Below are 26,156 nucleotides of genomic sequence, written 5' to 3'. Positions count from 1 at the left end.
GGAAAAAGGAGGATTAGGGGAACATGCTGTCGTCGCGCAGCAGATGATCGCTGCCCTGACGATGGGTAAAGCCGCTGTGGTCGAAAAATTCCAGGATCTGCACCGCCAGCTTGCGGCCCATAGCGAAAAGGCGGCGAAAGTCCGCCGCGCGGGTGGCAAGCCCCTGCTGATGCCGCTGGCGAATGGTGTCGGCAAACCGTTCAATCAGCGCGCGGGAGTAGTAGCGATCGTGAACAATCGCCGCAATTTCGCCGCTGCTGGCGGCTTTTTGCAGCGTCAGACGCATCAGCGCCTCGTCGGCGTTCAGGCAGGCTGCCATATCGCGTACCCACCCGCTATCCTGCGCCAGCAGCGGTTTGGCCTGCTGCCACAGTGCCTGCTCTTCTGGCGTAAAGCTGACGGAGAAAGCAGGCAGACGCAGCCAGCCATAGCGAAACGCCAGCGCGCCGTCGGCCAGCAATAAGTCGATAACCGCCAGCCCGATTGCTTCCGGCAGGCCGGGCAGCGCCATCCTTCTGAGGCGGCTTCGCCCCAGCCCCGGCCTGTCTTCGTGCTTGCGATGGTAGCCCGCCAGCGTATCCAGCACCTGCCGCCGCCATCCTGCGGTAACCTCTGCCAGCAGCAGATAGTCGCCCGCTTCAACCGGCGCAATGGCGCTGAGCGCAGCGGAAAAGCCTTCGGCGGTCAGCTGGCGTGCCCAGGCCAGCTGCGTTTTGCGCCAGGGGCGGGCCTGAAGCAAAAGCCGCAGCGTTGCCTCATCGTCCTGCGCATTGGCCAGCTGCTGTAGCCAGCGCGTCGCGTCGGGCTGTGGCGTACAGCCTTTTTTCTGCATCAACAGCACCACGCGAGCGCCCGCCAGCGTTTGCCGGGCCGTGATATCGCGCAGGATCAGCCGATCGTTATCCGCCAGCCACAGCGGTTTATCCAGCGTCAGCTCGGCCAGGTTATCCTGCATCGGCGTCACGCTGCCGGTGATATGGCTGGCGGCATGATGAATATGCAGCCGCTGCGCCTGTTTTAACGGCTGAAGCGGCTGGAGCGCCACCACCACCCGGCTGGAAAGCACGGCGGGCGGCTCTTGCAGCAGCCAGTCGCCGCGGGACAGCTCGCTTTTTTCGACGCCGCCAACAAGGTTAAGTGCCAGCCGCTGGCCGCCGCAGGCGACGCTGGCAGGCTGGTTTTGCGCCCGCAGACCCTGCACGCGGACGCTTTTATTCATGCCGGTCAGCCAGAGCCTGTCACCGACGCGAACCTCGCCGCCCAGCGCGGTGCCCGTGACCACAGTGCCCGTACCCGGCACGCTGAAGGCGCGATCGATAGCCAGGCGAAAGCGTTTACAGGGCGCGATCGCGCGCGGCGGCAGCTGGCTGATATGGTCGGCAAGGGCGCTGATGCCGGTGGCGTTCAGCGCGCTGGTGACAAACAGCGTGACGTCCGGCCAGCCCATCAGCGCGGCCAGCGTACGGATTTCCCGCTCGGTGTCGCTGATGCGTGCGGCGTTGGCCAGGTCGGCTTTGGTAATTGCGATGGTCAGCGGCGGCTGCCCGCTCAGTTGCAGGATCGCCAGATGTTCGCGGGTTTGCGGCATGATGCCGTCATCGGCCGCCACGGCGAGCAGCGCGTGATCCGGGCCGGTGACGCCGCTGAGCATATTAGCGAGGTGCTTTTGATGGCCCGGCACGTCGATAAAACTGAAGATCCGTCCATCCGGCCTCGGCCACCAGGCGTAGTTGAGATCGACCGTGCTGTCCTGAGGCTTTTCACCCGGCAGCCGATCGAGCGCCGCGCCGGTCAGCGCCTGCAGCAGCGTAGTTTTACCGTGTGCGGCATGACCTGCGCTGACGATGACCATCAGCTTGCCCCGGCGCTAAGGCGCCGCGGCGGAGGCGCCGTTATCCGGGCGGCGGTAAACGGGTTCACCATCAGGCCGATGGCGGCACCGTGCGGGCGAAGCTTTCCCGCTGGAACATTTTTTCCGCCAGTTTGACCAGCGCAGGCCGTTCCACGCACCAGTTAGGGATCACGCGGCGAAAATTCAGGAAGCCTATCAGGCAGGCGACGGCTATATCCGCCACGTTGATGGCCTCGCCGTTGATCGTGGTGCCTTTGGCCGCCTCTTGTTCCAGCGCGTCGAGACCGCGCGCGATTTTTTCGCGCTGGCGCAGCAGCTGGCTCTCCATCTGTAGCTCCGGCGGCCTCATCTGTTCGCGCAGCAGGATCACCGCCGCATCGCCGATCCCATCCGCCAGCGCTTCCAGCTGCTGTACCTTCAGCGCCGCCAGCCGATCATGCGGCATCAGCGCCGGGGCGATATCCAGCTGCTCCAGGTAAGCGGCGATGATAGGCGAGTCGTACCAGGTATCTTCCCCAGCCACCAGCGCCGGGACTTTACCCAGCGGATTGTAGTGCGGAACGTGGCTCTCGTCGGTCCAGGGCGATTCGTTGATAAATTCAAAGGTGATGCCTTTTTCCAACAGAATGACCGAAATTTTCCGTACAAAAGGACTGGTATAGCTGCCGATTAATTTCATTACGCGAATTCCCCTTCAAAACCGAATGGCCTGTTTATCATGTTATTCTCCCGGAAACAGGAATGGATTCAGGCTGCTGCGTGAAAAGCCCTCCTGTTCCATTCGCGCATCCAGCACCAGCGAGGCGAGATCGTCGGCAACCGCTTCTACGGCCGGATCTTTTGCCTGATAGAGCAGTTTCATATAGGTGCCGCAGTCGCCGCAGCTTTCGGCCTTAATGGACGCGAGATTGCCTTCCAGCGACCAGGCGTGCAGGTCCTGCGTTTGCTCACAGTTGCTGCATCGCGCGCGCGCCACGTGCCATTCGCTTTCGCACAGATTGCAGTGCAGATAGCGCAGGCCGTCCTCCTGCTGGTCCATATGCACTACGCCGGAAACCGGCACGCTGCCGCACACCGGACAAAACTGCCGCTGTTCGCCATATTCGGCGCGCGCGCGGCCGGGGATCAGCGCCGCCATCTGCGCCCAGTACAGCGAGAGCGCCGCCCAGACAAAAGGCGATTTGTCGCTGGCTATTTGTGAAAAGTCATTGGCGAACAGCGCGTTAGCCATGGCTTCCAGCTCCGGCGCAGAGGCTTTTTCCAGATTCTCCAGTACCGCCAGCGCCTGACCGGACATTTCCGGCTTCATTTCAGCGATCAGCGAATGGAGCAGACGCTGCCAGTGCGGATCGCGGGGCAGCGTGTTGATATCCAGCGGCGGTTTGCCGATGCGTGCGGCTTCCGCCAGGCGCGCCTGCAAATCCAGCCGCAGCGGATGATCGTAAAGCACTATCTCCTGCGCGCTGGCGATAACGGCCGCAAAGCGCAAATAGTCGCCCAACGGATTTTTCTCTGCCAGCTGACGCAGTCTCGCGGCGCGGCGGGCATACAAATTTTTCAGCCTGGGGAAAAGTAACGGCGGGATCGTCTCCGCCATTTTTGTTTCGCTTTTCTCCAGCGGATCCTGCGGGATTATGCGAATAGTCATCAGGAATTCCTGTTATCTGGCGCGCTAATATCGTCGGCGGAACGCGCATTAGCCGCACTTTTTGCCCGGTAGTCGGGCACCCGGTCTTCAAATAGTCTGTTTCGCCTCTAAAGCGGCGTAAACCCGCATGGCGCGCGGTGGTCAATCTCCTGTCACGCTCAACTTACCGGTAAAGCAGGGCCGCCGCATCGCGTATTGCGCGCCTGCGGCGGCCTGAAAAATGCGCTTATGGCTAAAATTATAGCGTCCGCTCTCGTCAACTTCCTTGTTAAGCGTAATTTAAGGGATGTTTTTTAACCACGACGGTTTGCTGCACGCAGCAAAAAAGCCTCTACGGCATGTCCGTGTTCCGGTCTGCGACCGTCGCTGTCCACCAGGCCGGTTGCAACCCGAGGCCCTGGCAGCGATTGGTTATCCGTTTCTTTTTGTGCTTTTTGCCGCCGGAAAACACCGTTGCGCGGATTATTGTTTTGCGGTCGTTCTCTTGCGGGTTCAAAATTACAGGCGAAAAAATTAGCGGCGCGGCTTGAGTGACGGGAAAGACAGGTGAGTGAAATGAGCAAGGCGGGTGAACAGAGCATGGCCGGCGTCAGTCAGATTGAGGTCTGGCAGCGCGGTACGCTGGAGACGGCACAGGAGGACTGGCTGGCCGATGAGGTGCCGGTGGCGCTGGTGTATAACGGCATTTCGCATGTGGTGATGATGGCAACGCCGAAAGATCTCGAGGCATTCGCCATCGGTTTTTCCCTCTCCGAAGGGATTATCAGCTCGCCCGGCGATATTTACGGCATTGATATTCAGCCTTCCTGCGGCGGGCTTGAGGTGCAGATAGAGCTGTCCAGCCGCCGTTTTATGGGGCTGAAAGCGCAGCGCCGGGCAATGGCGGGCCGCACGGGCTGCGGCGTCTGCGGCGTGGAGCAGCTGGCGGAAATCGGCAAGCCCGTGCAGCCGCTGCCTTTCAGCCAAACCTTTTCGCTGGATCGGCTGGACGGCGCGCTGTCGCAGCTGAAAAGCTACCAGCCCGTCGGGCAGCTGACCGGCTGCACGCACGCGGCGGCCTGGATAGCGCCAGACGGCAATCTGGCGGGCGGCTGTGAAGACGTAGGTCGCCACGTGGCGCTGGATAAGCTGCTCGGCCTGCGCAGTCAGCAGGCCAGCTGGCAGCAGGGCGCGGTGCTGGTTTCCAGCCGCGCCAGCTACGAGATGGTGCAGAAATCCGCCATGTGCGGCGTGGAAATTCTCTTTGCGGTTTCCGCCGCGACCAAACTGGCGGTTGAGGTGGCGCAGCGCAGCAATCTGACGCTGGTCGGCTTCAGCAAGCCGGGCCGCGCCACGGTTTATACCCATCCGCAGCGGTTAATAGCTGGTTGAGTCAGGGTGTGTAAGAAGAAGTATTTGACCCCGGCTCTGGCGGCTTTGGTTGGTAAGAAGGCGTCAGGTTATATCCTTTGGTGAAGTCATCCTTGCTCATCATGGCGGCTACGTTGCCATCGGCATCAATACAGGCTACCTGTTCATAAACAGCAGCGGTCAGACCCCGGCCGCTGCTGCCTGATTTCTTGTCATACTTAAAGGCAGTAAACTGCTCAAGATAATTGAAAAAATCCTGATAATTTTTGCCGTGATTAACCATTTCCGGATAATTTGTCCTGACTTTGCCAGAAAAATAGGTGTGACATACCAGTTCCAACGGTGCACCATTTTTCATAGCGGAGGAGTTTTCTGAATTTTTACCAATACGTCCGTAGATAATGACATGGTGATTGTCGTGCTCATTAAGCGCTTTTAGCGCCTCTTTATAGCGTACGGCAGCGGTTTTAGCGTCGGCACCAAACTTGCTTTTTTCTGAATTTACGCTGCTCGCATCTTTTTTAAATTCGATCAAAATCCATCGATTGCTATCGTTAAATATTGTATCGCCGCCTTTTTCATAGAAATCCTCTAATGGGGAAAGAAATTTTAAATGGCGCTGAAATTGGAGGATAAAAGTGTATTCGACAGTTTTCTCCCACCAGGTCATTTTCTGCTGAGTCATCAATTTTCCCTTTTTTGCACACTACTTTTTTTAAAAGATAGCAGGTCTGTTTAAAGCGTTACGCCATCACCACCTGCGGCAGTGCCGTTTCCAGCGAGGCGAAAGCCTGAACGCCCGCCGCGCCGCTGTCGGTGACCAGCACCGCGATCTGTTCAGGCCGGGCATACTGCATCCGGCTGCTCACGCCCAGCTTGCTGTGATCGGCCAGCAGGATCGATCGCGCCGCCTGACGCACCATTGCGCGCGCGATGGCCGCTTCGTAAGGATGAAAGCTGCTGGCACCGTTTTTGCTGTCGATGCCGGTCGGCGACAGCATCGCCACGTCGGCGCGGTAGCGATAAATTTCCGCCACCGTCAGCTCGCCGCGCGTTTCCTGCGCACCGGCCAGCATCGCACCACCCAGCAGAATAATGCTGTTGTTCAGCTGCTCGCCCTCTTCGGCAGCGGAAAGTTTTAGCGCCGCCTGCAGGCTGTTGGTGATGATGGTCAGGCCGGACATGGTGCGTAGCTCTTCCGCCAGCATGGTGGTGGTGCTGCCAGCGTCGATAAACAGCGTCTGGCCCGGCGTTAACAGCCGCGCGGCGGCACGCGCAATAGCGCGTTTTTCTCTGGCGCGGACTTCGCTGCGCACCGTCAGCGGCGGTTCCGGCTCCGCCGTCAGCGACATCAGCCCGCCGTGTACGCGACGGGCCGCGCCCAGCGCCTCCAGCTCGATAATGTCTCTTCTGGCGGTTTCGCGTGAAACGCCTAACTCTTTGATAATGCGCTCGGTGCTGACATGACCCAGCGTAGCCAGCAGCGCGCGAATGCGATGCAGACGCGATTCCTGAAGCATGATTGCGTTCCTTAACCGGACAAGGGCACCAGCCTAACCGACAAACGATCGCCGTGCATGTGTATTTTATTGCATATGTGTATTTTGTTGCATTAAGACAAAAAAGAGTCATTATAAAAAGACGGCTGCACGCCTTCATCCTTTCGCAACGGGAGTTATCATGGCTACACGTTCGACCATCATGGATACCAACAGTTTTCGCGCAGAGCACGCTGCCGGTCTGGACGCCGACGTGCGGAAACTTACCGATAAACGCAGCCGGGTGCTGGGCGAATCCTACCGGCTGTTTTACCGCAAGCCGGTGCATCTGGTGCGGGGCGAAGGGCAATATCTATGGGATGCCGCCGGAGAAAAATATCTGGATGCCTATAACAACGTGGCGAGCATCGGCCACTGCCATCCTGCGGTCATTGATGCGGTATATCAGCAAATGCAGCAGCTTAATACCCATACTCGCTATCTGCATGAGCGCATTCTCGACTATTCGGAAGCGCTGCTGTCGACGCTGCCCGGCGAAATCGATCGGGCGATGTATATGTGCACCGGTTCGGAGGCGAACGACCTGGCTATCCGCGTGGCGCGGGCCTTCAGCGGCGGCACGGGCATTATCGTCAGCCAGGAGGCCTATCACGGCACCAGCGATCTGACCTCCGGCGTTTCGCCTGCTTTAGGCTCCGGCCAGCCGCTGGCCGCCACCACCCGCCTGGTTTCGCCGCCCGATCGCTATCGCGTCACCGCGCCGGATTTGGGCGACTGGTTCGCCAACGAAATCCAGCGGCAGATCGACGATATGGCCGCGCACGGTATTAAATTCGCCGGCTTCCTTGCCGACTCGATTTTCTCCTCCGATGGCGTGCTGCCCGGCCCGAAAGGCTTTTTGCAAAAGGCGATTGACGTGGTGCACAACAACGGCGGCATCTTTATCGCCGACGAAGTGCAGCCCGGCTTTGCCCGTACCGGTGAGGCATTCTGGGGCTTTGCGCGGCACGGCGTCGTGCCGGATATCGTTACCACCGGCAAGCCGATGGGCAACGGCATTCCGGTATCCGGACTGCTGGCGAAAAGCGACGTATTGGCCGCTTTCAGCGACGATATTCCCTATTTCAATACGTTTGGCGGCAATCCGGTGGCGATGGCGGCGGCGCAGGCGGTGTTACAGGTGATTAAAGAAGAACAGCTGCAGGAACACAGCCGCGTCGTGGGCGAAAAACTGCTGAAAGAGTTGCTGACGCTGAAAGAGAAGTACGAATGCGTAGGCGACGTGCGCGGCGCGGGGCTGTTTATCGGCTTTGAGCTGGTCAAAGACAAGAGCAGCAAAACGCCGGACAAACAGCTGGCGCTGGATGTCACCGAAAAGCTGCGTGAAAACCGCGTGCTGACCTCGGTGGCCGGGCCTTACGGCAACGTGTTGAAGCTGCGTCCGCCTTTGGCTTTTCAGGAAAGCGATATCGACTGGCTGGTTGGCGCGCTGGATAACTCCCTGCGGGCCGTGCTGCGCTAACCACAGCGGCGGCCCGCGCGCCGTCTGCTGGCCAGAAAGCTTAGTCATGGACTGAACAGCTCACTCAGGCGGCAGTCAAGCTCCTTCAGGCAGCCGGAAAGCTTGCTCAGGCAGCGGCGATCTGCTGAGAAAAGTTAGCTTCCATCCGCGCCCAGGCGTCGTTCATATCGTCCGCCAGGCTGAACAGTCCGGAGGTGCCGACGATAAACACCTCGACGCCGGAAGCTGCAATCTGCCCGAAGGTGGCCGCATTGCAGGAGCCGTCGATTTCCGTGAGGTAGCGCCAGCCATGCTGTTCGCGCAGCCGGATCAGCTGACGAATTTTATCCAGCGTTTGCGGAATAAATTGCTGCCCGGCAAAGCCCGGATCCACTGACATTACCGTAACTTTATCCAGCAGATGCGCATATTCCATAATGGCTGCCGCGGGCGTGGCCGGATTAAGCACCACGCCGCAGCGTTTACCTGCTTCTTTAATCTGCATCAGCAGGCGGAATATTTTGTTATTCGCCGTTTCGGGATGAAAACTGATAATGTCCGCGCCCGCCTCCAGGCACATTGGAATAATATCTTCCGGATGATTAACCATCAGATGCACATCAATCGGCACATCGGTTATTTTGCGCAGGTTCTCGATAAAGAACGGCGACAGCGTAATATTTTTTACGTAACTGCCGTCCATAATATCGACATGATAAAAAGCGGCTTTATCATTCATTGCCTCTATTTGCTCACGGAACCGGGTTAAATCCATACACATTAAAGAAGGTGAAAATTTCGCGTTCATGGAAGTTGTCCTGTTATGCGGCCTTAATGGAACAGAGCGATAAGCTTGCCGAGGATAATGCCGATTACGCCGAAATCCGCATCGCCAAAGGTGGTGGAAGCGAAGCCAAGCTCGCCCATCAGCGGCAGCAGGATGGCCGGCAGGAAAGAGATCAGCAGGCCCTGCACGAAAGCGCCAATCATCGCGCCACGGCGGCCGCCGGTAATGTTGCCATAGACGCCGGCCGTTGCGCCGCAGAAGAAATGCGGCACCAGGCCCGGTACGATCACGCTCAGGCCGAACAGCGGGCAGAGGAACATGCTGATCAAACCGGCGGCAAAACTGCACAGAAAACCGATAATTACCGCATTGGGCGCGAAGGGGAACACCGTCGGACAGTCCAGCGCCGGTTTAGCGTCCTTCACCAGTTTGTCGGCGATGCCTTTAAAAGCCGGCACGATTTCCGCTATGACCATCCGCACGCCCGCCAGGATGATATAAACGCCTGCGGCAAAAGTAATGGACTGGATAACGGCAAAAACCAGGAAGTTCTGACCGCCGCTGACCTGGCTTTCGGTAAAGGTTTTGCCGGCCACCAGCACCAGCGCCACAAACAGGATCATCATGGTAAGCGAAATCGCCACCGATGAGTCGCGCAGGAAATTCAGCGTTTTCGGCACCTTCAGCTCTTCTGTGGAAGGACTGCCTTTGCCCACCACCTTGCCGACCAGCGCCGCCAGCAGGTAGCCGGTCGAGCCAAAGTGACCCAGCGCCAAATCATCGGAACGCGTAATCTTGCGGGTAAAGGGCTGCAGGATAGCCGGACTGATCACCATCATCGCGCCCAAAATCAGCGAGCCGGTTGCCACCAGCCAGAAACCGCTGAAGCCGCCGACCGACAGGATCACCGCCAGCATCGCAGACATATAAAGCGTATGGTGGCCGGTTAAAAAGATATATTTCAGCGGCGTAATGCGTGCCAGCAGAATATTAATCAGCATCCCAAACACCATAATCATCGCCGTAGCCGTGCCGTAGCTTTTCTGCGCCAGCGCGGCCATTGCATCGGTGTTGGGCACCACGCCCTGAATATTAAAAGAGTGCTCAAACAGCTGGCTGAATATCGTCAGCGTTGTCGCAATCAGGTTAGCGCCGGCAATCAGAATTAAAAATCCCATGATGGTTTTCAGCGTGCCGGAAATGACTTCTGAAAAAGCTTTCTTTTGCAGCAATAAGCCGATCAGGGAAAAAAGGCCGACCAAAATCGCTGGCGTTCCGAGAACGTCATTAATAATAAACTGAAGCATAAACGACTCCGTGCGTTTGAGTTGCCGCGTTTTTATAAGTGCTCGGCCAGGATCTCTTTAATTCTGGCGTTATCGAGCAGGTTGCTCAGGCCAAATACCTGCGCCTCGTGATCGGCAAGCCGATCGGCGATATCCTGGGCGCTTAAAATTAAATCTGCCGGTTCCGAGCGCGCGGTCGTTAAATCCGTATGGCTGACCTCCGCCGTCTTTCCCAGTTCCGCCAGGATTTTTTTCACGTTCATTTCGACAATAAAGCTGCTGCCCAAACCATTGCCACACACAATCAGCACTTTTTTCATGAGGTTTTCTCCAGAGAGGGATCGCTAACGGCGGCCGCAAGGGCCGACAGCGTGGTCGCCGACAGCAGCTGCTGTAGACGGAAGTCGTCGCTGAACAAACCGGCCAGTTCGCCGATCATTCTGATGTGCTCTTCGCCGGAGACGGCGCTCAGCAGGATCACCACGTATACGGGATCGTTTTCAGCACTGTCGAAGCTGACTCCCTGATTAATACGCAGCAGAGAAAGCCCGTTTTTCAGCGCACCTTCTTCGGGGCGCGCATGAGGCATGGCGAGGCCGGGCGCCAGCACGTAGTAAGGGCCAAGCTGAGCATGAGAGCGGAAAATCGCCTTTAGGTAGTCCGGCGTAATAGCCTGCTGCGCCAGCAGCGGCGCGGCAACCTGGCGGATTGCTTCCTGCCAGTGGCCGACGCTTTCGGTCAGCTGAATATTTTCAGGTTGAAGCCAGTTCGACAGCATGTTCGCTCTCCGGTAAGGGTCTGCCTGCACTTTAGGCGGTTTTCTGTACGCTTTTCCGTGATTGTTGTCGCAAAAGTTAGCGCTAACATCAGCAATGTTAAAATATGTGTTATCGCTAACATTTCTGCTGCACACGAAGCATAATCAACGGCGCTTTATGCCGCCTGGCCCGGAGGGAAACAAGGATGAGCGCCGCCTGCAACCTTTCTGCGCCGCCTCGCATAACAAGGTGAAGGATCGCTTTTAACGTGGCGCGACCGGGCTTTTGGTTTTAAGCTGCGTCCAGTTGAAACAGCTGGCTGCAGGAGAATGCATGGCAGAAAAACGGCGGCGCAGTACCGGGAAAAGTACGCTGGCCGATGTCGCCCGTCTGGTTGGCGTCAGTACGATGACCGCATCACGCGCGCTGCGGATGCCGGAAAAAGTCTCTTCCGATATTCGTGAAAGGATTGAGGCGGCGATAGCCGAACTGGGCTACGTACCTAACGTGCAGGCGCGCAATCTGGCGTCGGCTTCCTCAAAGCTAATCACGATGGTGGTGCCTTCTTTCGTTACGCCAGGCTGCGCGGCGGTGTCGGAAGCGTTACAGGCGATACTGCGGCCTGAGGGATACAACGTCATGCTGGCAGAGGCCAACCATTCTGCGGCGGGCGAGAACGAGCTGATAGAAATGTTGCTCTCTTACAATCCTGCGGCGATGGTGCATTTTAACTTTGATAACGTGGAGGCGGCGCATCGGCTGCTGAGCAACTCCGGCCTGCCGGTTATCGACATAGGCGGCGTGCATCATGATTCGGCGGGCATCAGCGTGGGCGTCGACTATGCCAAAGCGGTACGGCTGCTGGTACAGGCGCTGGTGGAGAAGGGGTTTCGTCATCCCGGTCTGCTCTGCACGCAAACCAGCAACACGCTGTTCAGCCAGCTGCTGAACGGCTGGCACAGCGGGATGCTGGCGCATAATTTGTCGCCGCATCGCGTCGTAACTTCGCCTTTGCCGCCCGGCTTTGCCGCTGGCCACGCGCTGCTGGCGGATATTCAGCTTACCTGGCCCGAAATCGACGTGCTGATCTGCACGGCGGAAGAGGTAGCCTGTGGTGCGATGATGGCCTGCCACGCGGCGGGGATTGCGGTGCCCAGTCAGCTGGCGATAGCCAGTATCGGCGGCGGACAGCTTTCCGCCGTCTGCTCGCCGCCGCTAACCACGGTGACGCTGCCCTACGGCGAAATGGGCAAGCTGGCCGGTAAACGCCTGCTGGCTGCGCTACAGGGAGAAGATCCGCCGGTCTGGAACGAGCTGCCGGTAACGCTACAGTTTCGTGCCAGCACGGAGAAAATATAAAGCCCGGCTTGGGGTGCGGTGGAAAAGCGAAACGAACATTTTTCCTGCTCAAAATCAGGTAAAAATGCCGTGGGCGAGGCTGAAGATTAACAGCGCCAGCAGCAATCCGCCTGACATCAGTAACGCAAACTGGAAAGCGACAACGCTTATCCCAAAGAGTATTGCGGCGCCTGCGGCGTGCCTGTTTTCTCTTAACCAAATTTGACCAACGCATCAAATCTGGTTAATCTTTATGCGTAGTACTTTGGTACTGCAAAGGATGCAGCAGACTGGTTAGCCCAGACATCCCGCTACCCCAATAAGGATGGTTCCGAACCATTTTTAACAGGGTCAGGCCAGGTCCGGTAAAGGCGATTCTGAACACCAGAAGAAATTCTGGCGAAACCCACCTTAAGGTGGGTTTTGTTATTTCAGGGGTGGGGTAAAGGTTTGTTGTGTGCAAGATTGTAAGCAATGACGTAAAAACCAACCTTTTTACCCCCGGGCTTTTCCATGACTGGGTAAGCGCTGGTAATGTGCAACCTGAATTTTTTGTTTTCACGGAAGACTTTGAACGGAACATGGTAGTAAATACTTCTGCTCTCTTCGTCCAGTACTTCGAGTACCGCATAACTGCCGTATCCGGCATGAATAATTCTTTGTTTATCAAGGGTGAGGATAATATTTTTCAGATAGCGTTGAGCTAATAAATATCGTCTTTTGCAAAAGGGGCGCGATTCCCGTGGAGAAGGGTACATAAGCCTTTGCTTCTCCAGTTCTGTTTGTTCAGGATAATCTTTGCAAAAGCAGTGCGAGGAGTAAGAGACAATGAACTTATAGTCCCGATCTTTCTTCTCCTCACACTTATGCGTAAAGATAGCCTCATGTGCGTCGAGAAAAGAGAGATCCCACACTGTTCCTTCAGAATCAACGAAGGGATGCCATTTTGATACCTCACCGATCTTCACTTTTGCAAAACTCCCTGTCCTGAAAAAAGTTATGTGGAAAGTTATCCTGTCTTATCAATGCCACAGACGATAGCCGCAGCAGTCGGCTCTGTTTTGTCAGGCGTAAACGGCTTAGACCATTTTGCTCTGTAGGTCATCAATAAGGTTCTGACGCCCTTCACCGGCGTGCTGTCTATAATAACCTTATAAAGACCGGGGCATTGATAACCCTTTTCCAGATCATTAATTTAACTATAATGATCCGACTGCTTACGCGGCACTCCATCGGGACGTGCTGCCAAAAAAACCAATGGAGATGATGAACATGAGTTATTCACTGCCATCCCTGCCTTACGCATACGACGCACTGGAACCGCATTTCGACAAGCAGACGATGGAGATCCATCATACTAAACATCACCAGACTTACGTGAACAACGCGAACGCCGCGCTGGAAGGCACCGAGTTCGCTGACCTGCCGGTAGAAGAGCTGATCACCAAACTGGATCAGGTGCCTGCCGATAAGAAAACCGTACTGCGTAACAACGCGGGCGGCCACGCTAACCACAGCTTTTTCTGGAAAGGTCTGAAAACCGGCACCACGCTGGGCGGCGAGCTGAAAGCGGCTATCGAAAAAGATTTCGGCAGCGTTGATGCCTTCAAAGAAGCGTTTGAAAAAGCGGCCGCTACCCGTTTCGGCTCCGGCTGGGCGTGGCTGGTTAAGAAAGACGGCAAGCTGGCTGTAGTCTCTACCGCTAACCAGGACAACCCGCTGATGGGCGAAGCGATCGCTGGCGCTTCCGGTACCCCAATCGTGGGCCTGGACGTGTGGGAACACGCTTACTACCTGAAATATCAGAACAAACGTCCTGACTACATCAAAGCGTTTTGGGAAGTGGTTAACTGGGACGTGGCGGCAGAGAATTTCGCTGCGGCTAAATAAGCCCGTTCCGGACGAAAACGACAGGCGTTTGTAGGCTAAGCGTCTGATAAATACCCTGCTGGCGCTAAGTTAGCGGGGTATTTTTTTGCCGTAAAAATCCCCCGCCAGCCTTTCTTGCCTGACTGCTTTCTAATTTTTTATTAAGAGCGGCGTTAATTTGATCCTGAAGCGCCATTATTAATAGTCCTTTTTTTGTGACAGGAACTTTTTTTAAGGAGGTTTTAATCTGCTGTTGTTAAGACGATATTAAAAATTAAGCTTTTGTAACTGGCATTCGTCCCTTATCTCGTTAAAAAAGGGACGGCTGTATGAAAATGGCTGATGCGTTGCAATATCATAATTTTTATCGGCATAAAAGCTATGCATTTACCAGATGGTACGTAAGATTAACGCCTGTTAAAATAAATGGTTGTTAAGGAATTTAATCTGTTAACACAGAAATTAGCCTATACGGAGCGTACATTCAACTGCTACAAACAATAGCTTCCTGCACCATCTCGATTTTTCATTTTTTACAGTAAGTCCGCCACTTTATAAGAACATTGTTCGGTGCCCTTTTGACAGATATAAAATAATAATATAAGTAAGGCGCTGTTATTAAAGAAGAATAAAGGTGATCTGGATTTTATCAACCGAGCATAAAGCCCTTCGCCTCATTGTGGTATCAGGCAAGTGTTTAGACACTGTTCATACTTATTATGCTAATAATTTTATTGATTTTAGGTACTTTAAACTCTGGAGGAAATATGAAATTAGTAAAATTATTGTTACTCGGTGCATGTCTGTCTTTTGGGGTATCAACCTTGTCATATGCCACGGTGTCTTCATCTCAAACGCAATATAAAGCTGGTCAGTGTGGTACTGATGGTATTTATGTCCCCGGATATGGTTGCGTTTATCCTGGCGATTCCGGATCTCGCCCCTGATAACTTAAGACACCACAAGTCCTGAAGCTATAGAGAGGCCGCGGTTATCCAAAGTTATGTAAATAATCCTGGATAACTGCGGCCATATTCAAGGCGGAATTAATACGCCTTGTTAAGTAACCAGTGGATATAGCCTGGCTGCTATTTGCCCGAAATTACTCGCCGTTTTCTGAAAAACGAACGCGCGGCTATATGAAAACCATCATTAAAATTCTTTTACTGTTAACGGTGCGTCCATACTGCGGTTGCCGCAATGACTGGCGAATGTACGCCAGCGACGGCTGATGGGGTGACCTGCGTCTGTTTCCCCGATCCTGTTGGTTGCTGGCGGTCTTTTGTTTTCACCTTTTTCTTTTCTGTACTTTTCCTCGCCGTCCTGACCGAGCGAAACCCTGCTTAATCTTCTGATTACCTCTGTTCATGCTGCGTAACGGGATGCCGCTGGTTTTAACCGCTTAAATGGCTGGGCGTCTGGATGGCTAATAACATTTCGTGTTAGCTTATCTCCTTTCGTTCGTTGCCTGTCGTGATAATCCATTAAAAAATAAGGCAGCTTACCCTTCAGAGAGCGCTCGCTATGACCGCAGTGAACCATCTTGAAATGCGGCAGATCGCCATCGCTTTTGGCGGTTTTGCCGCGCTGACCGACGTCGACTTTCGCCTTGACGGCCACAGTGTTCATGCGCTGACCGGCGCTAACGGCGCAGGAAAATCAACGCTGATGGCCGTGCTGTCGGGTGCCCATGAGCATTACAGCGGCGATATCCTGCTGGATGGCGAGCCGGTATCGATTCGTTCTCCGCGTGATGCAAAGAAGCTGGGCATTCATCTGGTGCAGCAGGAAGTTGATGTGGCGCTGGTTTCCACGCTCAGCGTGGCGGAAAACATCATGCTGGATCGCCTGGCCGAAGGCGGACAAATTTATCGCTGGCGTGCTATCCGTCGCCAGGCTCGCGCGCTGCTGGCACAGCTGGAGGTGGATATTGACGTCAATCGCCGCGTCGATCGCTGCACGCTGGCGGAGAAACAGCAAATCCTGCTGGCCCGTGCGCTCTCCCATCACTGCCGCTTTTTGATCCTGGATGAACCCACTGCGCCGCTGGATCGGCATGAAAGCGAACGCCTGTTTGCGGTGGTTCGCCGCCTGCAAAAAAGCGGTATCGGCGTAGTGTTTATCTCCCACCGTATCCACGAACTGCGCGCGATTTGCGATCGGCTTACGGTGCTGCGCGACGGGCGCCTGATTGAAACCGTGCCGATGAGCGCGCTGAGCGGCGAACAAATCGTGGAAAAGATGCTGGGTCACCAGCTGGCGGATATCTATCCGCCGCGTCGTCCGGCCAGCAACGGCGCAACGCTGCTGCATGTCGAGGCGCTGCACGACGACGCGCTGCTGCACAATATCTCTTTAACGCTGCGCAAGGGAGAGATCCTGGGTATCGCCGGCCTGGCGGGCGCGGGAAAAACGGAGCTGTGCAAAGCGCTGTTCGGCGCCAGCAAAAGCCGCATCGGCCGGGGCGAGCTGCATGGCAAACCGTGGCGGCCCACTTCGCCTTCCGCTGCGGTAGCGAACGGCATGGCGCTGATCCCGGAGGAGCGCCGCAAAGAGGGCATTTTTATCGACGAGTCGGTGGCAATGAACCTTAGCATCAGCGCGGACACCAGCTTTTCCCGCTGGGGGCTTTTCGGTCACCGGCAGGCCTGGCGCTGGGCCGAAGAGATTATTCAACAGCTGGGCGTGCGCACTCTCGGCCCGGAACAATCCCTGCGCCGTCTTTCCGGCGGTAATCAGCAGAAAGTGGCCATCGGCAAATGGCTGCGCAACGACGCTGACGTCCTGATTTTTGATGAGCCAACCAAGGGCGTTGATATCAAGGCCAAAACCGATCTCTTCACGCTAATCGACGCGCTGGCCCGCCAGGGAAAAGGGGTTATTTACGCCTCGGGCGAGTTTGCCGAACTGGTAGGGCTATGCGACCGCATCTGCGTGCTGTGGGACGGTAAAATCGTGGCGGAGATGGATGCGCGTCAGGCCGATGAAGAAACGCTTTTACTTTATTCCACCGGAGGAACCCCTGCGTGAGCAGCAAAGAACTTTCCCTGAAGGCGACGCCTGGGCTGCGTCACCAGCTGTTTGAATTCCTTTATAAATGGGGAATGTTGTTAACGGTGGTGGCGCTGATCGCCGCCTTCGGCCTGGCTTCGGACAGCTTTCTGGAGCCAGCCAATATCATCAATATTCTGCGCGCCATCGCCATTGTGACGGTGATTGCCGTAGGCGTCTCGATCTCGTTGACCATCGGCGGCTTCGATCTCTCCGTGGGATCTACTGCATCGTTGGCAAACTCGCTGGTGATCTCGCTGTTTGTCTGGTACGGCTTTGGCCCGACAGCCGCGATAACGCTGACGCTGCTGCTCTGCACGCTGGTCGGGCTGTTTAACGCCTTTCTGATCGTAGTGCTGAAAATTCCCGATATGCTGGCCACGCTGGCAAGCCTGTTTATCGTGCAGGGCGTGGCGATGACCTGGAGCTTCGGCGGCTCTGTCACGGAGAATATGGTGATGCCAAGCGGCGAGATGGCCGAAGGGATCGTGCCGCCGGACTTTGCGCTACTGGGCCAGGTGCCAACCATCGTTATCATTATGCTGGTGGTTACCGTGGTGGTGCAGCTTGGCCTGTCGCTGACAAAGCATGGCCGCCGCATGTATGCCATCGGCGGCAACCCGGAAGCGGCGCGGCTTTCCGGCATTCGCACGAATCGCTATCGCGTACTGGCTTACGTGCTCGCCTCGCTGCTGGCGGGACTGGGCGGCATTCTGCTGGCTTCGCGCATTGGTTCGTCGCAGGTGAATGCCGGCGGCGGCTATCTGATGGATGCCGTTGCGGCGGCGTGGATCGGCCTGTCGCTGGCCGGCTCCGGCAAGCCGAATGCGCTGGGCACGCTGCTGGGCGCGGTGATCCTCGGCGTGCTGCAAAACGGTCTGGTCATGCTTTCCGTGCCTTATTACGCCATGGATATTATCAAAGGTCTGGTGCTGGCCGCTGCGCTGGCAATCACTTACATTCAGCGCCGCCAGGCGTAGGGATAACGATGAAAAAATTAACGCTTTCACTGCTGGCCGTCAGCCTGCTGACCAGCACTACCGCCTTTGCCGATACGGTTGCGGTGCCTGCCGCTATCGCCAGCCATGACGGCCCCGTTCGTGTGGCGGTGATCCGCAATCTGGGATCTGACGACAACACCACCCAGTTTGTCGCGGGCGCTATCCAGCAGGGCCGCCAGCTGGGCTTTAAGGTCAGCGCCTTTCTGAGCAACGGCGACGACGCCCGCTTTCAGGATTTTGTGGAGCAGGCCATCAGCCAGAAGTATGACGGCATCATTCTGTCGCACGGCAAAGATCCCTACGCAACGGCGCTGGTAAAGCGTATTGCCGATGCGGGCATTAAAGTGTCGGTGTTCGACACGCCGGTTAATCAGCCGATAGTGGGCGTAACCGTGACCGCGCAGGATGACGCGTCGCTGGCGCAGCTTTCGCTCGATCGCCTGGTGAAAGACAGCGGCGGTAAAGCCAATATCGTCAAGCTGTGGGTCGCGGGCTTTCCGGCCATGGAGCGCCGTCAGGTGGTCTATGAAAAAGTGCTGAAGGCCAATCCGGGCATCCATCAGCTGGAATCTATCGGCGCGGTCTCTTCTGACGTGCAGGGCGATACCGCGAACAAGGTGGGCGCGATCCTGGCTAAATACCCTAAAGGGAAAATTGACGCGATTTGGGGAGCCTGGGACGCTTTTGCCCAGGGCGCTTATAAAGCGCTCCAGGAAAACGGCCGGACCGAGATCAAACTCTACAGCATCGATGCCTCTAACCAGGATCTCCAGCTGATGCGAGAGAAAAACAGCCCCTGGAAGCAGACGGTCGCGGTGGACAGCAAACTGATTGGCGCGGTCAATATGCGGCTGATAGCGAACAAGCTGGCAGGCGAAGCAACGCCCGCGACTTATCAGTTCAAGGCATCGGCTATCACGCAGGAGCAGCTGGCCGGACAGGCGGTGAATGTCGCCACGCTGAATAAGCTTATTCCTGGCTGGGGCGAATCAACCGATTTCGTCGCACCGTGGTTTACCACGCTGGCGGCACAGCAGACGAAAAAATAAAGACGATAAAAGCCCGCCCGTGCGGGTTTTTTTACGATAAAAATTGCCAGGAGTTTTCCTGGTAATGACGTTAATCTCCTTTCTTTTTCTTATCTTATCTTTTTTCTCCGAAAATAAACGCCGTAAAAGCGCGCTTTTCTTTCCGCCCTGTTTTGGTATAAAGATACTCTGTTAAAATAAAGTTTCCTCTGTGATAGGCGGATGTCTTTAATTTGTTTTGTTTCAGGGTGATTATATCGCGCATATCAGGAAATTATCTTTCTTTTATATAAGGATAAGAGTGGGGGTTTATGAATAGTATTTACGCTTAATTTGTAGCGTTAAAACAATCGAATGAAACATTCTGGCCGGTAGCAAGCGGGCGGGAAGCGGTATGTGCGTCAACACATACCGCGCGTCGTTTCATTCATTTTATTTTCTGATGGAAAATGAGCAATCATGAAAACGACAAAATCGATATTATCAGGTGTCGCGGCTTCGTTCATCCTTTTGCTGCTTCCTGAGGTATCCGTGGCGTTTACGGAAAACGTCGCCGCTGGCGTGCTGGTGGAGGGCGAAATCATCGGCAGTGCCGATGGGGAAAGCACGCAGCAGGTATACGGGACCACTATGCATACCACTATCGATGCCGGAGGCGTGCAGATAATCAACGCTGGCGGCGTCGCTGACAGTACCGTGGTGAACAACGGTGGGAAGTTACAAAACAACGGCGGCAAGGATAGCGCGACGACGGTAAAATCGGGCAGCGCCTTTTTGCTGGCAGGCCAGGCGAACAGCTACGCCCTGTCGAATAACGCGCTGATTGAAAGCGCTGCGCTTGTTGTTATTAATAATTATGTGCAGACGGAGGGCTGGACGATTAATGCCGGTAAGCTGGACCATATTTATATGGATGGTTCCAGTTCGGTAATGAAAAACACCACTGTTAATGCCGGACGTTTCTGGATGGAGACCGGGAAAACGCTAAATACAACGCTAAACAGCGGCTATTTCGTCAATGTTGAAGGCAGCGATATTGATACCGTTATCAATGGCGGGACGTACTTTCTGGGCGGTACCCGGCAGGCCTACTCGGAAAATTTAACCATAAACAGCAATGGATATGGAAATCTGAACTCCGGGACTATTAATAATGCCACCATAAATGGCTCGCTGATTGTTACGCCTAATAATATCAATCCTGAAGTTTTGTCCTCATTACAGGGGAATATTACGGTAAATGACGCAGGGCGCCTTATTATCGTTACCGGCGCCGATACGGATAAGGCGAGCTATCACGTGTCCGGCTCGGTCTACCTTTCCAGCAACGCTTCCTTTAGCGGCGAGTATTATTTTGCCTTGGGCGATGTCGCCCTGGCAGGCGGCACGGTTATTTACGATCCCAAAGGCTATTCCACGCTAACCCTGAAAACGCTGTCCGGCAGCGGCACGTTTCTGATGGATACGAAAATTTCCGCCTTGCAGGGCGATTTTTTGACGGTGACGGGCCGCGCGACCGGTGATTTCGCGCTTTATGTGATCGACAACGGCGTCAGCCCAACCCATAGCGACAGCCTTCAGGTTATCCAGATTGGCGATGGCGACGCGACGTTTGCGCTGGCGAACAGCGGTGAGGTCGTGGATCTGGGCACTTATCAATATTATCTGGTTGCTGACGGCCAGGGCGGCTGGTCACTGACGCCGCATAAAGCGGAGGACGAAGACGATCCAGATCCAGATTCGGATGAGGAGGCGGAAAAACCTTCCCCGGCTGACGACGCGCAAACGGACGCGCCGACAGAGGATGAAGACGCGCCGGATAATCAGGCAGACGTTTTACCTGATAACCAGCCGGATGTGACGCCAGACGAGCAGGACGGGACGTCCGGAGAGGAGGCGGCCGTAGAGCCGTCGCCGCCCGCTGACTATGTCATTACGCCTGCCGCAGCGGCGGTGCTGTCGGTAGCGACCGTCGATCCGCTGATATTCCGTCAGGAGCTGGAAACGCTCAGCGAGCGCCTTGCCAATAGCGACTCGCCTGAACATGACCATAACGTCTGGGGCACGGTGCGCAACGGTCGACTGAACGTCAGCAACGAGGCGGGCGCGGATTATCGGCTCAGCCTCAACTCGTTGACTATCGGCATCGATCGGGCGCAGCAGGGAGCGGAAAGCGCGGCGTGGCAGGGTGTATTCTTCAGCTATGGTCACAGCGATATGCGTTTTCGCGGCAAAGGGATTGGCAAGGCGGATATCGACAGCTGGTCCGGCGGGTTTTACGGCAGCTGGCAGCATGATACCGGTTACTGGCTGGATGGCGTTCTCAAGCTCAACCGCTTTACGCATGAGGTGCGCGCGCGCATGACCAGCGGCGGCGCGGCCAACGGCAGCTTTAATACCACGGGCATCGGCACCGGCATCAGGGCGGGCAAACACTTTCTGGTCGGGACGGCGAAAGTCACGCCGTGGATCGGCGTAACCGGTTTTACGAGCAACAGCAGCACGCTGTCGTTGAATAACGGCATGAAGGCGCGCATCGGGCCGCAGCGATCGCTGACGGGCGCTGTCGGCGTCAGCACGGAGTATGCGATACAGGTCAGGGAAACGCTGCTGCATCCCTGGGCCAGCATCGGCCTGGAAAGGGAAACGGTGACTAAAAATCGCGTCAGGATAAACGGCGAGTCTTTCAAAAACGAGTTGAGCGGCAGCCGGGGCGTTTATCAGGCAGGGGTCAGAGCGGCGCTGTCATCAACGCTTTCGCTGCACGTTAGCGCAGGTTATATGCAGGGACGTCATATTGAATCGCCGTGGAGCGCGACGGCTGGCGTTAACTGGCGGTTTTAAGAAAGCGGGCGCGGCTGGCGCCCGCCTGAGGATTAAAAAGCGGCTTTCGCGAAGCCGGTTACCTCGGTCAGTCCCATTTCGCGGCCCAGCGCGGTCATCGGGTGCACCACGATCAGGCCGCGTACGCTTTTCTTCAGCGCGCCCATATTGGCCTGCTCTTTTTTGGTGATGGCACGGTTAAAAGGCAGCTGTTTCAGCTTCTGCGCCTCTTTGCTCAGCTTCTCTTCGCGTGCGCCGCGCAGGCGTTCCAGCTCGATAACCAGCTTCTCTTTTTCTTTCAGCAGCTCGCCGAGTTTTTCCGCATCGCCGGATTCCAGCAGCAGCGGCTCCTTACGCGTCAGGGCATCCAGCTTGTCGCTGAGCATTTTAATTTCTGCCTGGATTTGTTCTTTCATTATCATTAACCGTAGAGGGGATCATGGGGCAAGGATACACGAAAGCGCAGGGAAGAGCAGGAAGCGCGGGTTACTTTTTGAAAGCCTGACGGGTGCCGATAGGGGAAATCAGCGCCGTCAGCGACAGCACCAGCGTCGATCGTACCATCTGCTGGTAGCGCTGTTGCAGCATGGCGCGCAGTTCGGCATCGGCGCTGCTGAAATCGGGGCGGGGCGGCAGCGCGTCAACGCAGTGCAGCTCGCCAACCGGGCCAAGCAGCTCGTCGTCGGTAAAGCGGTAGTCGGTGCCGTCGTCGTTCAGCGCCTCACGCAGCGCCAGCAGCAGCTCGGCATCTTCGTACTCATGTCGGCCGATCACGCCCAGACCATACACCAGCTTCAGCCGAACCGACAGCTCGCCCAGCGGGCCGTTGCCCAACAGCAGCGGCTCTACCGCGTACTTTACGGCATAGTCATCCTTGCGGAACACCTGTACCACCAACAGATCGATCGCTTCGCCCAGCAGCTCGACGGCCGCCGCGAAAAAGCTTTTGACCGTGCGGCCGGCGTTCAGGCGTTCCAGCACCCGATTTTCAAAAGCCTGGGGTTTTTCCATCAGAGCCTGCATCATTTTATCCGTAAAACCGTACTCAACGTGGCGGGAAAAGCCGGGCCGCCTACTGGCCCGGCCTGCCGTTACGCCATCTCGTTCCAGGCCGCGACCGCCGCCTTCACCACTTCGCTTTCGGCCTCCAGGCCGGAAACCTGCGCCAGCGTGGCCTGCACGCCCTGACGGTTAATCAGCTCGGCCAGCTCCTGCGCCTGCGGATCCTGATCGCTGCGGTAGTGCAGGGCGGCGGCGATCCCTTTCACCAGATTGTCGTGCGGCAGCTGATACTCCAGCGTGCCCAGCGTCGGCTTGATCAGGCGATCGCCCGCGCTCAGCTTGCGCAGCGGCTGACGTCCCACTCGCTCCACATCATCCTGCAAATAAGGGTTCTCGAAACGGCCTAAAATTTTCTGGATATAGGCGGCATGTTTCGCCGCTTCAAAGCCGTAGCGCTTAATCAGTACCGCGCCGCTCTCTTCCATCGCGCCCTGAACGATGGCGCGCACCTTCTTGTCCAGAATGGCATCGCGAATGGTTGCGTGGCCTGCCAGCTGGCCCAGATAGGCGGTAATCGCATGGCCGGTATTCAGCGTGAAAAGCTTACGCTCGACAAATGCCATCAGGTTATCGGTCAGCTCCATGCCTGCAATGGCAGGCGGTTCGCCTTTAAACTGGGTTTTATCGACGATCCATTCGCTGAAGGTTTCTACCGTGACTTCCAGCGGATCGGTGGTGCCGGCGGCGGACGGCGGGACGATACGATCCACGGCCGAGTCGACAAAGCCGACGTTCGCTTCCACCCAGGCGTGATGCTGTTCCGGCAGCGCTTTCAGCACGTGGTCTTTCAGCTGGCTGGTGCCGCGCACCATATTTTCACAGGCGATAATATTCAGCGGGCGCGCGTTGCCGCTTTCATGACGCTGCACCAGCCCTTTGGCGATGCCGCCCGCGATGCGTTCCAGAATTTGCGGGCCGACCGCCGTGGTCAGCAGATCCACTTCCGCAATCAGTGGAATAATCTCGTCGCTGGCGCTGTTGACCGCGTTGACGCCCTTAACGATTTCTACCTGCGCCTGCTCGCCTACCACGTGCACCGGGTATTCGTGACGGGCGTTCAGCGCATCCAGCACCACCTGGTTAACGTCGGCAAAAGTGAGCTGTACGCCCGCGTCCGCCAGCAGCTTGCCGATAAAACCACGACCGATATTACCGGCGCCAAAATGAAGAGCTTTCATAATTTTTCCCATATTAATGAAAGGCCGGACAGGCCCGACCCGAAAAAGAGCCGGGCATGCCCGGCCCTGGGGTAATATCCGGTGCGCTTACGCTGACGGCTTGCCTGACAGCAGATCCAGCACTTCCTGCACGTCATTGGTCGTCGCCAGGCGGGCGATGACGCTGTCGTCATCCAGCGCGTTGGTCAGGCTGGTAATCACCTGAATATGCTCATTATTACGGGCCGCGATGCCGATAACCAGCTTAGCGATATCCTCTTCATCCTCGCCGAAGCGCACGCCCTGCGGATACTGGCAGAACACGATGCCCGTTTTCAGCACGCGATCTTTCGCTTCGATGGTGCCGTGCGGCACGGCGATGGATTCGCCCAGATAGGTTGGCGTAAGCTTCTCGCGATCCAGCATCGCATCGACATATTCCGGCTCCACGTAGCCGCCCTTCACCAGCTGCTCGCCCGCAAAGCGGATCGCCTGCTCTTTATCGGTAGCGTGATTGCCGAGGAAGATGTTGCCTGCGCCCAATTTGAAAAGATGCTGCTCGCCGTCGTCGTAGCTGTCGCTCAGCGCGGCGGTCACTTTTTCACGGTGGCCCTCGCTGCGGTTTGCCTGCACCAGACGCGAAGTCAGGTCGGTATACAGGCCGCTGTCCAGGAAGTTGGTCAGCGAGATATGCTGCGCGTGCGGCGCCTGGCGTATCGCGCGCTCGGTCAGATCGCGGTGGGTAATCACCAGATCCACATCGCCCGGCAGGTTGTTGATAGCGGTATTGGTCACGGAAATATTGCTCAGTCCGGCATCGTTAACCTTTTTACGCAGCACGCCTGCGCCCATGGCGCTGGAGCCCATACCGGCATCGCAGGCAACAATGATTTTACGCACGTGGCTCAGGTCGCCGTTCATGGCATCGGTGGCCGTGGCGGTGGACACGGTCTGGCCTTTGGACTGCGCCTTCATTTCAGTGACGCGACGCGCTGCCGCTTCAATATCATCCTCTTCCTTCACCTTGCTGGTTTTCAGCAGGATAGCGGAAACCACGAAAGAGACGGCAAAAGCCGCTACGATCGCAGCAATGTTCGCAAAGTACGCGCCTTTTGGCGTCATCGCCAGCACCGCCAGGATAGAACCCGGAGAGGCCGGAGAAACCAGGCCGCCGTTCAGCAGCGTCAGCGTAAAGACGCCGGTCATGCCGCCCAGGATTACGGCGATAATCAGGCGCGGGTTCATCAGCACATAAGGGAAGTAGATTTCGTGGATACCGCCCAGGAAGTGGATGATAGCCGCGCCGCCAGCGGACTGTTTAGCATTGCCGCGACCGAAGAACATATAGGCCATCAGCACGCCCATGCCGGGGCCTGGGTTAGCTTCAATCAGGAAGAAGATAGATTTGCCGGCTTCGCTGGCCTGCTGAATGCCCAGCGGCGAGAAGATGCCGTGGTTGATAGCATTGTTCAGGAACAGGATTTTCGCTGGTTCAACAAAGATGGAAGTCAGCGGCAGCAGGTTATTCTGCACCATCAGATTCACGCCAGCGGCGAGAATATGCGACAGGCCTTGCACCAGCGGGCCGATAGCCAGGAAGGCCAGGATCGCCAGCAGCATCCCGATAATACCGGCAGAGAAGTTGTTGACCAGCATCTCGAAGCCGCTTTTGATTTTGCCGTCAACGATGCGGTCGAACTTCTTGATCGCCCAGCCGCCCAGCGGCCCGGCAATCATGGAGCCGAGGAACATCGGCATATCCGCGCCGACGATCACGCCCATGGTGGTGATGGCACCTACTACGCCGCCGCGATCGCCGCCGACCAGGCGTCCGCCCGTGTAGCCAATCAGCAGCGGCAGCAGGTAAGTGATCATTGGGCCAACCAGCTTGGCCATGGTTTCGTTTGGCAGCCAGCCGGTTGGAATAAACAGCGCCGTGATAATACCCCAGGCGATAAAGGCGCCGATGTTTGGCATTACCATATTGCTCAGAAAGCGACCAAAGTTCTGCACTTTAATCTTGATATCTGATGAGGACATACAAGCACACCCCTTATTGGTACGCGCCGACAAGAGAGCGCGCTGATTTTTGTTTAAAACGTTGCCCTGTGCAGGCGGACTCTAGCACGCGTCCGCAGCGCTGCGT

At 56.4% G+C, this 26,156-nt stretch carries 22 protein-coding genes; 8 read left to right on the top strand and 14 right to left on the bottom strand.

Annotated elements, in window-relative coordinates; translation table 11 throughout:
- Positions 1 to 13 precede the first annotated feature (13 nt).
- From selB to fdhE, 3 genes are all read right to left on the bottom strand, one after another.
- Complete coding sequence (gene selB / locus ACMGEE_RS13740) at positions 14 to 1,852, bottom strand: selenocysteine-specific translation elongation factor (RefSeq protein WP_301730572.1); 1,839 nt, start codon at positions 1,850 to 1,852, stop codon at positions 14 to 16.
- 70 nt (positions 1,853 to 1,922) lie between these two features.
- A complete protein-coding gene (locus ACMGEE_RS13735) occupies positions 1,923 to 2,531 on the bottom strand; it encodes a glutathione S-transferase (protein WP_301251558.1) in 609 nt (202 codons plus the stop codon).
- Between the two features lie 42 nt (positions 2,532 to 2,573).
- On the bottom strand, positions 2,574 to 3,500 hold the full coding sequence (fdhE, locus tag ACMGEE_RS13730; RefSeq protein WP_253456717.1) for a formate dehydrogenase accessory protein FdhE: 927 nt from the start codon (positions 3,498 to 3,500) through the stop codon (positions 2,574 to 2,576).
- A gap of 555 nt (positions 3,501 to 4,055) precedes the next feature.
- Between fdhE and fdhD the strand changes: the two genes are divergently transcribed.
- The gene (gene fdhD / locus ACMGEE_RS13725; protein WP_301730573.1) at positions 4,056 to 4,871 is read left to right on the top strand and encodes a formate dehydrogenase accessory sulfurtransferase FdhD; all 816 of its coding nucleotides are present in this window, start codon (positions 4,056 to 4,058) and stop codon (positions 4,869 to 4,871) included.
- 1 nt (position 4,872) lies between these two features.
- On the opposite strand, the gene ACMGEE_RS13720 is transcribed toward fdhD, so the two are convergent.
- Both ACMGEE_RS13720 and ACMGEE_RS13715 read right to left on the bottom strand, forming a co-directional pair.
- Positions 4,873 to 5,535 carry a hypothetical protein gene (locus tag ACMGEE_RS13720; protein ID WP_436830216.1) on the bottom strand — a complete coding sequence of 221 codons (663 nt, stop codon included), beginning with the start codon at positions 5,533 to 5,535 and terminating at the stop codon, positions 4,873 to 4,875.
- A 58-nt stretch (positions 5,536 to 5,593) separates the two neighbouring features.
- A complete protein-coding gene (locus tag ACMGEE_RS13715) occupies positions 5,594 to 6,370 on the bottom strand; it encodes a DeoR/GlpR family DNA-binding transcription regulator (protein ID WP_436830215.1) in 777 nt (258 codons plus the stop codon).
- A 160-nt stretch (positions 6,371 to 6,530) separates the two neighbouring features.
- Here ACMGEE_RS13715 and ACMGEE_RS13710 point away from each other — a divergent pair, with 160 nt between their 5' ends.
- Positions 6,531 to 7,871, top strand: a complete 1,341-nt coding sequence (locus tag ACMGEE_RS13710; RefSeq protein ID WP_436830214.1) for an aspartate aminotransferase family protein — start codon at positions 6,531 to 6,533, stop codon at positions 7,869 to 7,871.
- Positions 7,872 to 7,977: 106 nt separating this feature from the next.
- Here the strand turns inward: ACMGEE_RS13710 and alsE are convergent, their stop codons facing one another.
- From alsE to ACMGEE_RS13690, 4 genes are read right to left on the bottom strand one after another with little or no spacing between them, the layout of a single operon-like run.
- Entirely contained in the window at positions 7,978 to 8,658 is a 681-nt protein-coding gene (alsE, locus tag ACMGEE_RS13705) for a D-allulose 6-phosphate 3-epimerase (RefSeq protein WP_253456703.1), read from the bottom strand.
- Between the two features lie 23 nt (positions 8,659 to 8,681).
- Positions 8,682 to 9,944 (bottom strand): PTS ascorbate transporter subunit IIC, encoded by a 1,263-nt coding sequence (gene ulaA / locus ACMGEE_RS13700; protein WP_253456701.1) that lies wholly within the window; start codon positions 9,942 to 9,944, stop codon positions 8,682 to 8,684.
- 32 nt (positions 9,945 to 9,976) lie between these two features.
- Entirely contained in the window at positions 9,977 to 10,243 is a 267-nt protein-coding gene (locus tag ACMGEE_RS13695; RefSeq protein WP_253456698.1) for a PTS sugar transporter subunit IIB, read from the bottom strand.
- Entirely contained in the window at positions 10,240 to 10,701 is a 462-nt protein-coding gene (locus tag ACMGEE_RS13690) for a PTS sugar transporter subunit IIA (protein WP_301730577.1), read from the bottom strand. The genes ACMGEE_RS13695 and ACMGEE_RS13690 overlap by 4 nt, the downstream gene beginning before the upstream one ends.
- Positions 10,702 to 11,014: 313 nt before the next feature.
- On the opposite strand from ACMGEE_RS13690, the gene ACMGEE_RS13685 reads away from it, so the two are divergent.
- Positions 11,015 to 12,040: a LacI family DNA-binding transcriptional regulator gene (locus tag ACMGEE_RS13685; RefSeq protein WP_369895341.1), complete on the top strand. Its 1,026-nt coding sequence runs from the start codon at positions 11,015 to 11,017 to the stop codon at positions 12,038 to 12,040.
- Between the two features lie 410 nt (positions 12,041 to 12,450).
- Here the strand turns inward: ACMGEE_RS13685 and ACMGEE_RS13680 are convergent, their stop codons facing one another.
- The gene (locus ACMGEE_RS13680) at positions 12,451 to 12,987 is read right to left on the bottom strand and encodes a YjaZ family protein (RefSeq protein ID WP_436830213.1); all 537 of its coding nucleotides are present in this window, start codon (positions 12,985 to 12,987) and stop codon (positions 12,451 to 12,453) included.
- A gap of 304 nt (positions 12,988 to 13,291) precedes the next feature.
- On the opposite strand from ACMGEE_RS13680, the gene sodA reads away from it, so the two are divergent.
- The 5 genes from sodA to ACMGEE_RS13655 all read left to right on the top strand — a co-directional run bounded on the left by sodA (position 13,292) and on the right by ACMGEE_RS13655 (position 21,812).
- Positions 13,292 to 13,909, top strand: coding sequence for a superoxide dismutase [Mn] (sodA, locus tag ACMGEE_RS13675; protein ID WP_253456685.1), 618 nt, complete (start codon positions 13,292 to 13,294; stop codon positions 13,907 to 13,909).
- A 1,503-nt stretch (positions 13,910 to 15,412) separates the two neighbouring features.
- Positions 15,413 to 16,918: a sugar ABC transporter ATP-binding protein gene (locus ACMGEE_RS13670; RefSeq protein ID WP_369895342.1), complete on the top strand. Its 1,506-nt coding sequence runs from the start codon at positions 15,413 to 15,415 to the stop codon at positions 16,916 to 16,918.
- On the top strand, positions 16,915 to 17,919 hold the full coding sequence (locus tag ACMGEE_RS13665) for an ABC transporter permease (RefSeq protein ID WP_436830212.1): 1,005 nt from the start codon (positions 16,915 to 16,917) through the stop codon (positions 17,917 to 17,919). Before ACMGEE_RS13670 ends, ACMGEE_RS13665 begins: the two co-directional genes overlap by 4 nt.
- An 8-nt stretch (positions 17,920 to 17,927) precedes the next feature.
- Positions 17,928 to 18,989, top strand: coding sequence for a sugar ABC transporter substrate-binding protein (locus ACMGEE_RS13660; protein WP_436830211.1), 1,062 nt, complete (start codon positions 17,928 to 17,930; stop codon positions 18,987 to 18,989).
- Between the two features lie 438 nt (positions 18,990 to 19,427).
- Positions 19,428 to 21,812, top strand: a complete 2,385-nt coding sequence (locus ACMGEE_RS13655) for an autotransporter outer membrane beta-barrel domain-containing protein (RefSeq protein WP_436830210.1) — start codon at positions 19,428 to 19,430, stop codon at positions 21,810 to 21,812.
- Positions 21,813 to 21,844: 32 nt separating this feature from the next.
- On the opposite strand, the gene ACMGEE_RS13650 is transcribed toward ACMGEE_RS13655, so the two are convergent.
- From ACMGEE_RS13650 to ACMGEE_RS13635, 4 genes are all read right to left on the bottom strand, one after another.
- A complete protein-coding gene (locus ACMGEE_RS13650; protein WP_253456670.1) occupies positions 21,845 to 22,207 on the bottom strand; it encodes a YibL family ribosome-associated protein in 363 nt (120 codons plus the stop codon).
- Between the two features lie 70 nt (positions 22,208 to 22,277).
- Positions 22,278 to 22,817, bottom strand: coding sequence for an MltR family transcriptional regulator (locus tag ACMGEE_RS13645; protein ID WP_253456667.1), 540 nt, complete (start codon positions 22,815 to 22,817; stop codon positions 22,278 to 22,280).
- Between the two features lie 65 nt (positions 22,818 to 22,882).
- The gene (mtlD, locus tag ACMGEE_RS13640) at positions 22,883 to 24,031 is read right to left on the bottom strand and encodes a mannitol-1-phosphate 5-dehydrogenase (protein ID WP_301251543.1); all 1,149 of its coding nucleotides are present in this window, start codon (positions 24,029 to 24,031) and stop codon (positions 22,883 to 22,885) included.
- Positions 24,032 to 24,118: 87 nt separating this feature from the next.
- Positions 24,119 to 26,050 (bottom strand): PTS mannitol transporter subunit IICBA, encoded by a 1,932-nt coding sequence (locus tag ACMGEE_RS13635; protein ID WP_253456662.1) that lies wholly within the window; start codon positions 26,048 to 26,050, stop codon positions 24,119 to 24,121.
- Positions 26,051 to 26,156 lie beyond the last annotated feature (106 nt).

The organism is Erwinia artemisiae, assembly GCF_051400835.1.
In the GTDB taxonomy this organism is placed as follows: Bacteria; Pseudomonadota; Gammaproteobacteria; order Enterobacterales; family Enterobacteriaceae; genus Erwinia; species Erwinia aeris.
This window is presented reverse-complemented; position numbering and strand designations above follow the sequence as displayed.

What these genes read in the sequence shown, in the direction of transcription:
- selB (WP_301730572.1), bottom strand. Translation starts at nt 1,852, where the DNA reads ATGGTCATCGTCAGCGCAGGTCATGCCGCACACGGTAAAACTACGCTG.
- ACMGEE_RS13735 (WP_301251558.1), bottom strand. Translation starts at nt 2,531, where the DNA reads ATGAAATTAATCGGCAGCTATACCAGTCCTTTTGTACGGAAAATTTCG.
- fdhE (WP_253456717.1), bottom strand. Translation starts at nt 3,500, where the DNA reads ATGACTATTCGCATAATCCCGCAGGATCCGCTGGAGAAAAGCGAAACA.
- fdhD (WP_301730573.1), top strand. Translation starts at nt 4,056, where the DNA reads ATGAGCAAGGCGGGTGAACAGAGCATGGCCGGCGTCAGTCAGATTGAG.
- ACMGEE_RS13720 (WP_436830216.1), bottom strand. Translation starts at nt 5,535, where the DNA reads ATGACTCAGCAGAAAATGACCTGGTGGGAGAAAACTGTCGAATACACT.
- ACMGEE_RS13715 (WP_436830215.1), bottom strand. Translation starts at nt 6,370, where the DNA reads ATGCTTCAGGAATCGCGTCTGCATCGCATTCGCGCGCTGCTGGCTACG.
- ACMGEE_RS13710 (WP_436830214.1), top strand. Translation starts at nt 6,531, where the DNA reads ATGGCTACACGTTCGACCATCATGGATACCAACAGTTTTCGCGCAGAG.
- alsE (WP_253456703.1), bottom strand. Translation starts at nt 8,658, where the DNA reads ATGAACGCGAAATTTTCACCTTCTTTAATGTGTATGGATTTAACCCGG.
- ulaA (WP_253456701.1), bottom strand. Translation starts at nt 9,944, where the DNA reads ATGCTTCAGTTTATTATTAATGACGTTCTCGGAACGCCAGCGATTTTG.
- ACMGEE_RS13695 (WP_253456698.1), bottom strand. Translation starts at nt 10,243, where the DNA reads ATGAAAAAAGTGCTGATTGTGTGTGGCAATGGTTTGGGCAGCAGCTTT.
- ACMGEE_RS13690 (WP_301730577.1), bottom strand. Translation starts at nt 10,701, where the DNA reads ATGCTGTCGAACTGGCTTCAACCTGAAAATATTCAGCTGACCGAAAGC.
- ACMGEE_RS13685 (WP_369895341.1), top strand. Translation starts at nt 11,015, where the DNA reads ATGGCAGAAAAACGGCGGCGCAGTACCGGGAAAAGTACGCTGGCCGAT.
- sodA (WP_253456685.1), top strand. Translation starts at nt 13,292, where the DNA reads ATGAGTTATTCACTGCCATCCCTGCCTTACGCATACGACGCACTGGAA.
- ACMGEE_RS13670 (WP_369895342.1), top strand. Translation starts at nt 15,413, where the DNA reads ATGACCGCAGTGAACCATCTTGAAATGCGGCAGATCGCCATCGCTTTT.
- ACMGEE_RS13660 (WP_436830211.1), top strand. Translation starts at nt 17,928, where the DNA reads ATGAAAAAATTAACGCTTTCACTGCTGGCCGTCAGCCTGCTGACCAGC.
- ACMGEE_RS13655 (WP_436830210.1), top strand. Translation starts at nt 19,428, where the DNA reads ATGAAAACGACAAAATCGATATTATCAGGTGTCGCGGCTTCGTTCATC.
- ACMGEE_RS13650 (WP_253456670.1), bottom strand. Translation starts at nt 22,207, where the DNA reads ATGAAAGAACAAATCCAGGCAGAAATTAAAATGCTCAGCGACAAGCTG.
- ACMGEE_RS13645 (WP_253456667.1), bottom strand. Translation starts at nt 22,817, where the DNA reads ATGATGCAGGCTCTGATGGAAAAACCCCAGGCTTTTGAAAATCGGGTG.
- mtlD (WP_301251543.1), bottom strand. Translation starts at nt 24,031, where the DNA reads ATGAAAGCTCTTCATTTTGGCGCCGGTAATATCGGTCGTGGTTTTATC.
- ACMGEE_RS13635 (WP_253456662.1), bottom strand. Translation starts at nt 26,050, where the DNA reads ATGTCCTCATCAGATATCAAGATTAAAGTGCAGAACTTTGGTCGCTTT.